This window comes from candidate division WOR-3 bacterium (assembly GCA_039804165.1).
In the GTDB taxonomy this organism is placed as follows: domain Bacteria; phylum Hydrothermota; class UBA3072; order UBA3072; family UBA3072; genus JAFGHJ01.
Genome location: JBDRZZ010000004.1, coordinates 99899 through 109955 on the forward strand (window position 1 = coordinate 99899; position 10057 = coordinate 109955).

The 10057-nt window shown below is 35.4% G+C and carries 6 protein-coding genes; 3 read left to right on the forward strand and 3 right to left on the reverse strand.

Features of this window, described 5'->3' with window-relative positions; translation table 11 throughout:
• The first annotated feature begins 133 nt into the window (after nt 1-133).
• From ABIN61_03175 to ABIN61_03185, 3 genes are read left to right on the forward strand one after another with little or no spacing between them, the layout of a single operon-like run.
• On the forward strand, nt 134-1141 hold the full coding sequence (locus tag ABIN61_03175) for a TRAP transporter substrate-binding protein (protein MEO0293209.1): 1008 nt from the start codon (nt 134-136) through the stop codon (nt 1139-1141).
• Between the two features lie 6 nt (nt 1142-1147).
• Nucleotides 1148-1660 (forward strand): TRAP transporter small permease, encoded by a 513-nt coding sequence (locus ABIN61_03180; protein MEO0293210.1) that lies wholly within the window; start codon nt 1148-1150, stop codon nt 1658-1660.
• Complete coding sequence (locus ABIN61_03185; GenBank protein ID MEO0293211.1) at nt 1657-2949, forward strand: TRAP transporter large permease; 1293 nt, start codon at nt 1657-1659, stop codon at nt 2947-2949. Before ABIN61_03180 ends, ABIN61_03185 begins: the two co-directional genes overlap by 4 nt.
• 58 nt (nt 2950-3007) lie before the next feature.
• Here ABIN61_03185 and ABIN61_03190 read toward each other — a convergent pair whose 3' ends face one another.
• The 3 genes from ABIN61_03190 to ABIN61_03200 are packed head-to-tail and all read right to left on the reverse strand — an operon-like array spanning nt 3008 to nt 9666.
• Nucleotides 3008-3997 (reverse strand): PorV/PorQ family protein, encoded by a 990-nt coding sequence (locus tag ABIN61_03190; GenBank protein MEO0293212.1) that lies wholly within the window; start codon nt 3995-3997, stop codon nt 3008-3010.
• Between the two features lie 10 nt (nt 3998-4007).
• Entirely contained in the window at nt 4008-6317 is a 2310-nt protein-coding gene (locus ABIN61_03195; GenBank protein MEO0293213.1) for a fibronectin type III domain-containing protein, read from the reverse strand.
• Nucleotides 6318-6333: 16 nt separating this feature from the next.
• Nucleotides 6334-9666, reverse strand: a complete 3333-nt coding sequence (locus ABIN61_03200; protein ID MEO0293214.1) for a TonB-dependent receptor — start codon at nt 9664-9666, stop codon at nt 6334-6336.
• Nucleotides 9667-10057 lie beyond the last annotated feature (391 nt).

Sequence of the window (10057 nt, forward strand, 5' to 3'; positions counted from 1 at the left end):
TTAGTTATGTCAAGCTCCCTTATAAAAATTAATTTTCAAAGACTTGACAAACTTAAATAGAGCATTAGTATAAAATTAAACAATGGGAGAAGGAGATTCAATTAATTTTCAATCCTAAATAAAAGGAGGCCCTATGAAGATAAAAAATATATTCAGTATAATTTTTATTCTTCTTACCATAATAGGAATAAATTTCGGTTGTGGTAAAAAAGAGAAAGAACCATCAAATATAATTAATCTAAAATTAGGGCATTCTCTTGATATAAACCACCCTGTGCATAAGGCGATGGAATTTTGGTCAGATACTTTAAAAAAAGTAACCAATGGAAGAATAATAATAAAAATATATCCTGCAGGACAACTTGGAACAGAAAAAGACTTAATTGAACAATTACAAATGGGAATAATTGATCTTGCAAAAGTCTCCTCCGCGAATCTTGAAGCCTTTGTCCCAAAGATGAGAGTCCTTGGAATGCCTTATCTTTTTAAAAATAGAGACCATAAGTGGAAAATTCTTAATTCTGATATAGGGAAAGAATTATTAAATGCAGGTTTAGAGAAAAATCTAGTTGGAATAGGTTTTTATGAGGCAGGAGAAAGAAGCTTTTACACTATAAAACGCCCAATAAATACTCCAAAAGATTTAAAGAATATGAAAATAAGAGTCATAAAAAGTCCAATGGCTATTGAACTTTTAGAGTGTTTTGGAGCTTCCCCCACACCAATCAGCTGGGCAGAGTTATACACTGCTTTACAACAAGGACTTGTAGATGGGGCTGAAAATAACCCACCTTCATTTGTTTCCGCAAGACATTACGAAATTTGCAAATATTATTCTTTAGATGAACACACATCCCCTATGGATGTAGTTTTAGCAAGTAAATCTAAGTGGGATAACCTAAAAGAAGAAGATAAAAGAATAATAAAGGAGACATTTCTTGTATCTGTAGGATTCCAAAAAAAACTATGGAACGAAGAAGAAAAAAGAAATTTTGCGAAACTTGATTCTGCAGGAGTTAAAATAATAATTCCGGATAAAGAACCTTTCATTAAAACCTCTAGTTTAATGTATGAAAAATATGCAAATGATGAGGTTATAGGGGAATTAATCAAAAAAATCAAGGAGTTTCAAGAGAAATAAATAAATATGTCTTTTAAGAAAATTCTTTCATCCTTGTCTTTTTTACGAAATAAAATCCTTAGCTATTTTGTTATATTCCTTGTGGGAATAATGGTAATAACAGTCCTATGGCAAATTTTTACAAGGCTTGTTTTAAGATCACCCGCAGTATGGACAGAAGAATCTTCAACTTATATGTTAATGTGGTGCGGGTTAATTGGGGCATCATATGCATACGGGAAAAAATCCCATATCGGAATGGAATATTTTGCTTATAAGCTCAACGAATATTCTAGAAAAATACTCGATATCATAATCTCAGCTCTTGTAGGATTTTTTGCATTTTGGATTATGCTAATAGGTGGAATAAACTTCATTCGTAATGCCTTTATTCACCACCAGACCTCACCAACAATGGGAATTCCAACAGGTTATCTATATCTTTGCCTTCCAATAAGCGCTTTTTTTATAATTACTTATTCTATTGAATTTATCTTTAAGGATATTCATTCTTTAATTAAAATAAGGAAGAAAAAATGAATGAACCTCTCTTTGTAATGATTTTTACATTTATTTTGCTTCTTATAATGAATGTCCCTATTGCGGTAACAATAGGACTATCTACATTTTGGGCAATTTCATCTATCGGAGAAATCTCTGGAATCAACGTTGTGGCTCCTCGTCTTGCAACTGGAATAAATAGCTTTTCTTTACTGGCAATACCTTTCTTTATTCTTATGGGTCTTTTCTTAGGAAAAGGCGGAATCGCAAGGAAACTAATAGACTTAGCTGAAGCTTTGGTTGGAAGATTTCCTGGAGGTCTTGCTTTTGTAAATACCTTAGGATGTATGTTAATGGGAGCAATTTCCGGGTCTTCTGTTGCGGCAGTTTCTTCAATTGGAGGGGTAATGATTCCTGAAATGACAAAAAAAGGTTATGACAAAAACTTTAATATTGCATTAACATCCTGTTCTGCCACAACAGGTTTACTAATACCACCAAGTAATCCAATGATTGTTTATGCTTTGGTTACAGGAACCGTATCTATTGCTGCTTTATTTTTAGCAGGGGTTTTTCCTGGAATTTTAGTTGGATTCTCATTAATGATTGTTAGCGCAATTATTGCTAAAAAGCATAAATATGTAAGTGGAGAACGTATCCCTCTTAAAGAAACAATTAAAAGGTTTTTTAGTGCTCTTCCAGGACTTCTCTTAATTATTATTGTTATAGGAGGAATTATTACGGGCATATTCACCCCCACAGAAGCAGCAGGAATTGCGGTTGTATATGCTTTTATTTTAGCTGTCATAGTATATAAAGAAGTAAAATGGAAGGAAATTCCCGGAATTTTACTTGAATGTGGAGTAACCTCATCTGTGGTGATGTTTCTTATCGGAACATCCACAGGAATGTCTTGGTTTATGGCTTCTCAAGATATTCCAGAGTATGTAGGAAAAGCAATCCTATCTATTTCAACTAACAAGTTTGCGATTCTTCTTATGATAAACATTCTATTTTTATTTGTAGGAACCTTCTTAGATATGACTCCAGCAATCCTTATATTTACCCCTATTTTCCTTCCAATAATTCAACAATTAGGCATAAATCTTGTTCACTTCGGCATCATAATTATTGCAAATCTCTGCATAGGGCTCTGCACTCCACCTGTAGGAACTGTTCTCTTTTTAGGGGTAAGTGTTGGGAAAGGCAAAATTCACGAAGTTATTAGAAGTTTCTTGCCCTTCTTCGCTTTTATGATAATCTCCCTGCTTTTAATAACTTATATTCCAGGAATTTCACTTCTTCTCCCAAAACTATTTGGGCTGTGATTAAATAAAAAAAATAGGGGGAAACTCCCCCTATTTTTTTCTAAAACTAAAAAGCTTCTTAGAAAGAAAAACCAGCAGAAGCTCTATGAATCATATCATAATATCGAACGAAACTTACAGCGTAATCTAACCTTACCTTCGCCTTAATACCTGCTCCTAAATTTAATCCGTTTTCCAAATAGTCATTAAACTGATATCCGGCTCGTAAGAAAATCATATCTTTGTATCCAAATTCTCCTCCTAAAAGGATTTGTTCATCCCAATCACGAGGGTGAATCCCATCTATTTCCACAAGAAGAGAATAATCCGGATGTTCTCCAAAGAAATCCAGAATGTCCATACTAACACCAAGAGTAAAAGTTAAAGGTAATTCAAAACCAATCCTCTCATAAACAACTCTTGGAGAAAAATTCCTAACAGACATACCAAAAGCAAAACTCTTAAAACCTGGATAGAAAAGTAAACCAAAATCAGCAGAGAAAGTAGAAGTTTCGTTCTTCTTCACTATAGTGTCAGTATCAGCAGGTTCGACCCCAGGAACCTCAAACATATTTTCTCCAAGATGTTGGGTAGCGTATTTGAACTGGATTCCTGTTGTGAATTTATCAGTAAACTCTATTGCATAAGCCAACCCAGCACAAAATGCAGAAACTTCTAATGGACCAGTATCTCCAAATCCTACTTCCCCCATAATAACCTGAGTCCCATAAAAATCGTCACCATAATCAGGATAAATAAGGTGAAAACCAAAACTTCCCCATTTTCCAGCGTCATAAGCAGCCGCAAGATAAGCATAATTTATATCAGCAATCCACTTTGTTCCACCAACAGATAAATCAAAACGAGAATCTAACTCTCCTATGCACGATGGATTGTAGAACAAAGCTGTTGCATCTTTACCTATTACTGTAAAAGCTCCTCCAAGTGCAGAAGGACGAGCTCCTGTATTTACATCTAAAAAACCATAACCTGCTTGAGCAACTTTATCCACTCCATAAACATTAACAAAAAGAACAAAAATTAAAATGAAAACAATAAATTTCCTCATCTTTCGCCCCCTATCTAATTATTAAAAACTTACGGGATACAGTCTGACCAGTCTCATTATCTCTTATATAAGCAATATAAATTCCACTAACAGGTCTCTGGTCTGCCTTTGTAATTAGATATTCATTACCAACATACCAAAATTCCATACCTCCACCCTTATGCTCAATGGTTCTCACAAGTTTCCCTGACTCAGTTAAGATGGTTATTGTGCAATTATCCGTTAGATTTGCAAAACCAATTTTATAACCTCCTCCTTCTGTATACCCTCCTATAGCTTTAATATTTAGAGGATTTGGAACAACTCTAACAGAATCGAGATTGGATGCGGCAATAGATTTTAACCTTGCTGGTGCCAGAGTCATTGTTAAGAAAATTCCACTTTCAGCTCCATTATTCCCAACAGCTGTTATAGAATAGAAATAATCCACTCCTGGAGTAATATTCTTATCTTCATATAATCTTTCACTCCCAGAGACAGAATCAATTAACTGCCAATCACCAACAATCTTATCTCCTACTTTACTATATACATAATCACCTAAAGCCCTATAAATTCTAAATTTTGCAATATCTGAATCAAATCCTGGTTCATAACTCCATTCAAGTTTTATCATATCGGATCTTGAAGTAACCTCAAAGCGAGAAGGAGGTGCAGGAGAAGCAGGAATTTCGTAATTCATATTAAAGTTTCTCTGGGCATTCATTCCATTATTGAAAAGAGAATCCTTACCAGTGGCAACCATAAGGTCTTTTGCAATATCATTCAAAGTTGGCTTAGGAGATAACCCTGTGGGATAATAAACATTAAATATTGGATCTCTTTTCTTTAATTCCTCAACCATTGTAGCAGAATCTAAATTCGCAAGCCAGTCATAAGAAGTTGCTACCCCAGCTGCCCAAGCTTCTCCAAGAAGATATGAAGTCTTCCTACTTATTGCACCACCCACATATGCATAAACAAATCTTAAAGTGTCACCATAATCCATATCATATGGACCAATGGAAAGATGACATTGCTGGTCAAATCTAAGATATGTAATATCCTCTGCGTAAGGATAACCTCTTAGAGGATCCAACTCTCCCCATCTATCCAGGGGTTGCTCATAATAAGTTTTCCCACCACTTGCAGTAGAATCATAAACATCATAAAGACTATCCATCGCATAAACCTCTTCTCTAAAGAGTAAATCGTTAGGAGTGGGTGGGTTATCAGAAATACCAAAACCTCCTTTTACCATTAACTCATAAGCTTCAACATAATCCTCAGGTGGATTTTCTAAGACCGGAAAATCCCATATAATCCAGCTTGATTCTGTGATCAGACTTGAATGCATTGAAGGTTGAGCAGGATCATTGCTTAGGGCAATATTAGGAATAGGATGATTTTGTCTTACTTTTGTATTTTTGGGAGCAAATAAAACGGCAGTCCCTCCAAAACGAGCTCCATCTAAAACAGTTCCATTAACACTACCGGGTTTAAGGCCATAGCTATCCTTTGATACTCTTGCCCTTAGAGGGGTAACATAATCAATCCGAAGAGAATCATCATCCTGAGGATAAGAAAGGCGTGTATCATGATTTTCCGTAGTCCCAGCCCAAGTTGCCATTACTTTATTATTTCCAGTTCCATTTATCATAGCCTCAGTAATTCTTGTAATATAAACACCTTCTAATTTCTGACCCGGAAGCTCTATCTCAGGATCTTTATCAACATTTCCTGTATTCACAAAAGTCCAATCCCATATTATATAATCATCATGACCCGGCTGACTCCAAGCTAAAACCCTCTGGATAGCATCCACTCCTACATTTAATCTCACATGAGATTCAACCATTACATCAGCGGTCCCCCCCAAAATCTTTTCCGGAGCCACTTCATCTCCAAACATAAGTGGAGGGGTTAGTGTTTTCCCATCCACAATTACCTGTGTTGGAGGATACCTAAAATACCGACGGATATAATAACCTTCTTCATCTGGAACAGAAAACTGGTAAATATCAAGGGCTCTTTTACGGCAAGCATGACCAGTAACATAAGCATCCCAGACATATCCAGTTGTATCTTTCCAGTTTCTTACACCAAAAAACATTCCGGAATTCTTGAGAATTCCACCAGGCCACATTTGAGAAATCTCTTCCATTAAAACATAACTACCTCTAAAATAAATGCACATAGCATGATCCCGAACATCCTCACTATAGCAACCATGATCATAAACACGAGCTTGCATTTTCCCAACATCTATTGTCTTAAATAACTGAGCATAAACAAAAGTTGCAAGAAAGAAGCTTAAAAATACTACTATTCCCTTTTTCATTTTTCAATAACCTCCTTCAAAAAGAAACCCTTATTCCAAACTGAATAAATCTTGGATCAAGATAATAGAGAAATTCTCTATTTGGGTTATTTATATATGGTTTATCCTCGCTTCTTAAATCTCCAACACGATCAGGCTCTTCTCCTTCCTCAGGTCCCTTAAGAGTGGGATCTCCTTTAAGTGGGGGCTTATTATAAATATCAAGATGAAGTGACTTTAAATACGCCTTTCTATCAATATCATCTGAGAAAGCCTGAGTAGAGAGTTCCTGCCAATCAAAGACATTATGAACATCCATAAAGAGATCCATCTTAAATCCTGCAATAGAAAGATTTTTACCAATACTTATATCCATATTTCGCTCATCTGGCCATTGGATGTTGTTCTCCAACTCATCCCTATAAGGGTCGTATTTTGTCTCTGGAATCCAGGTTTCATATCTGCCCGCTCTCCAACTATAAACAGCTGTAAAATTATAACCTCCAAAAATTATTCCCCAATTATCAGGAGAAGATAAAGTTAGCTGAGCTCTAAACACAGGTCGTGGAACAGGTCTAGCTTCTTCAGGGTTTATTTTTGAACTCTGAGATTGCTTTACAGGATCCTCAAAATACTTATCTAAACCAATTTTCCCTGATGTTTCAACTCTATAATCATAATTAAGCCAGCCTCTTAAAAACCTTCCAATATCTTTTCTAAATTCAATCTCAAAACCCCTTATATCACTATAACCTGTATTTTCTGGCCTTTTATAATTAGCATCCCCATAATAACTCTCATATTCAACATCATTACATTTTTTGTCCGCATCTTTATAATAGCCAGAAATCCTCGCTAAGTAAGTATTAGCAATGCTGCTTTCTAAACCCACTTCATAAGAGATTGTTCTTTCCATATCTAAATAAGGATTCCCAAGGGTGAGAATCGGATCTTTATACTCACCCCAGTCAATTCTGAATCTCTTATCATTAGGAGGTAAAGAATAAAAATGCCCGTAGCTAAAGAATAACTTGCTTCTCTCTAAGATTGGGAACGAAATCCCAACCCTTGGACTTATCTTAAAGATACCTGGAACATCCTCTAAAGGAGCTCCTTCAGAGAATAGCATTTTTTTCATATAAGCCGAATAATACAGTGAATACACATCTTCTTCTTTTGGCCACTTAACATTCGGATCTGCATAATCAAAACGAAGACCTAAATTTGCAAACATCCCTTCAAATTCAATTTTATCCTGAATATACCCACCAATAAGAATCGGATACGCATCAGAAGTGTTATAACAATATTGTTGCCCAGAATAAGTTAATTCTTGACCACTATCTGGCCAAACCCAACCATCATTTGAAATCCAAAATTCATGAAGTTTATCATATTGATAGGAAAAACCAGTTTTCATTTGATTATATTTGTTTATCTGAGAAGTAAAGTCAAAACTCAAACTATAGGTTTGAGACCAAGAAGTGTTCCAAGTCCCAAGTTGGTGAGAAGAACCATAACCTGCCCCTCCTGCATCATAAAGATAATTGGGTTCATAATCAGGATCAGCCCATCCAAAAGGAATATTATCCACTGCTATTTGACTTCCAATTTTCTGTTCCCCAAACCATAGGACTACAGTATCTCCTCCCATTCTATGAGGAACTCCATAATAGAATTTAGCATCATTATCTCTACGGATATAAGTTAAATGAATATCATAAAAAGTATTCTCATTTATTGCATGCTGGAGAGAAATTCCCGTCATCTTTGCAATTACATCAAAAGGTGTTAATCCATTAGGTCTATAAAGAATACCAAGACTCAATTTATCACTTCCATGATAAATTCCATCCCATTCTCCATTTGGTAGAATTATATCCATTCCACTTCTTAAATAAACCTGACCATTAAATCCATGAGGCTTAGCCAAATTGCCTAGAGGATCAGTCCACCCCCATGACCATGGAGATAGAGTGTTAGTAATTGAATATGCACTTCTTAAACTCGCTTTAACATTCCCTAACCTAGAAGTTAGCTTTAAACTTGCCGTCCGCTCCCTATAATAATCTCTACTATCTGGAATTGCAAACGTTTCATTGTGGTCTCTATAAGAAGTGTAAAAACTCATATTCCCCAAAGCCTTTCCAATTAAAGGAATTGGCCCTCCAAATCCAACATCAGCAGTCCAGTCTGGTTTATCACCATAATGACCCCTTCTTTCCTCATGCTTCCTACTATAAGGAACCTTTTCATATCCTATTAATGTATCATTTCTGTAAATGGGAGCATACATTGAATCCCCACCATTATAGATAAGCAATAAAGAATCCGTTCTTGGAATATCAATCCTCCTCATCCAGAGAAATCTATCACGGAGCTCTTCTGGAGTTGTTTTTATCTTCAATTTCTTTGCTTCGGTAATCCATCCTGTAAAACTAGGATACGTTTTCCAACTTATTGTATCACCTTTTTTCTTCCAAACCGTTGTTCCTTTCCAACAAACGCTATCAGGAATCCCATCTCCATCAACATCTCCATCAAACAAAAAAGACTTATTGTAATAATTATCAGGAGAGAAAATCGAAGGCCCACAATGTTTCTGATACCCCTTAGTGTATCTATACTCAAAAGAACCTTCATATTTTGTGGGAGAACCTTCTCGTGTCACAACATTTATAACTCCTGCTGTAACATTTGCATATTCGGCAGCAAAACCTCCCTTTATCAAATTTACCTCTTTTATCTCGCTTAAATTTGGCATTAAAATTGGCTCATTTGCTCTCTGGTCAACAAGTAAAAGTCCATCTGCCATTAATTTCGTCTCGCTTCTACTTCCTCCTCTAATACTCCAACCATCAATTCCAGCCTGCAAATTAAGATATTGCGCTACATCTGTAATAAGAGGAACAGCTTCTATATCAGACTTAGTGGCAGAAAAAGAGCTCGAAGAAAGATCTAACTTTATAACCTCTCTCTGCGCCTCAACAACAACTCCCTCTCCCTCCACTACAGCAGGCTCTAATTCAAAATTGAGAGTTGTTGTGTGATCTGAGGTGACCAAAACTTTTGTCTTTGTAACACTCTTATAACCCATCATCCTTGCTTGAACATTGTAAGTTCCAGGATCTAATCTTATTATGTAGTAGTAACCATTCTCGTCACAAGCAGCACCCCTATCAGTTCCTTCAATTATCACATTAGCACCAGGTAAAGGTTCACCAGTTCGAGCATTTACAACAACACCGGCAATCTTTCCAGTAATCGCAGCTTTTAGATTCGGAGAAAAAACTAAAAAGCAAAGAGTCAAAAATAGAGAAAATAAAATCCATCTGGGGAACAAATTTCTTCCTTCATTTCCTATTTTCATTAATACCTCCTTTTTGTTGAATTTTCTATAAATAGAATAATACCTGAAAAAAGACTCCTCTTTTTTGAATTTTTCCAATTGCTTTTTATTCCTATCAAATCTCAAAACCTCTTACTGTTATTTTTATTATACAAATTTAAAATTTTGTCAATCGGAATTTCCCGTATTTTCTCATAAGCATATGGATTATTCATTTATAAAACATCAAGTTTAATTATAAATTAAAATATATTTATAAAATAATTATTGTCAAGAGAAAATCGTTGGAGAAATGTTAAATCCAAAGCAGGTGGTGGACACTTTGTGGAGGTTGTGGGGATAAAAAGGGTAGATTTAAATATAAACCCAAAAGAAGTTATGAAAGAATATAAGGTATTTTGCACAAAAAGGG

Bases quoted from the DNA above. Each gene is read 5' to 3' on its own strand.
- ABIN61_03190 (MEO0293212.1), bottom strand. From the start codon at position 3,997: ATGAGGAAATTTATTGTTTTCATTTTAATTTTTGTTCTTTTTGTTAAT.
- ABIN61_03175 (MEO0293209.1), top strand. From the start codon at position 134: ATGAAGATAAAAAATATATTCAGTATAATTTTTATTCTTCTTACCATA.
- ABIN61_03185 (MEO0293211.1), top strand. From the start codon at position 1,657: ATGAATGAACCTCTCTTTGTAATGATTTTTACATTTATTTTGCTTCTT.
- ABIN61_03200 (MEO0293214.1), bottom strand. From the start codon at position 9,666: ATGAAAATAGGAAATGAAGGAAGAAATTTGTTCCCCAGATGGATTTTA.
- ABIN61_03180 (MEO0293210.1), top strand. From the start codon at position 1,148: ATGTCTTTTAAGAAAATTCTTTCATCCTTGTCTTTTTTACGAAATAAA.
- ABIN61_03195 (MEO0293213.1), bottom strand. From the start codon at position 6,317: ATGAAAAAGGGAATAGTAGTATTTTTAAGCTTCTTTCTTGCAACTTTT.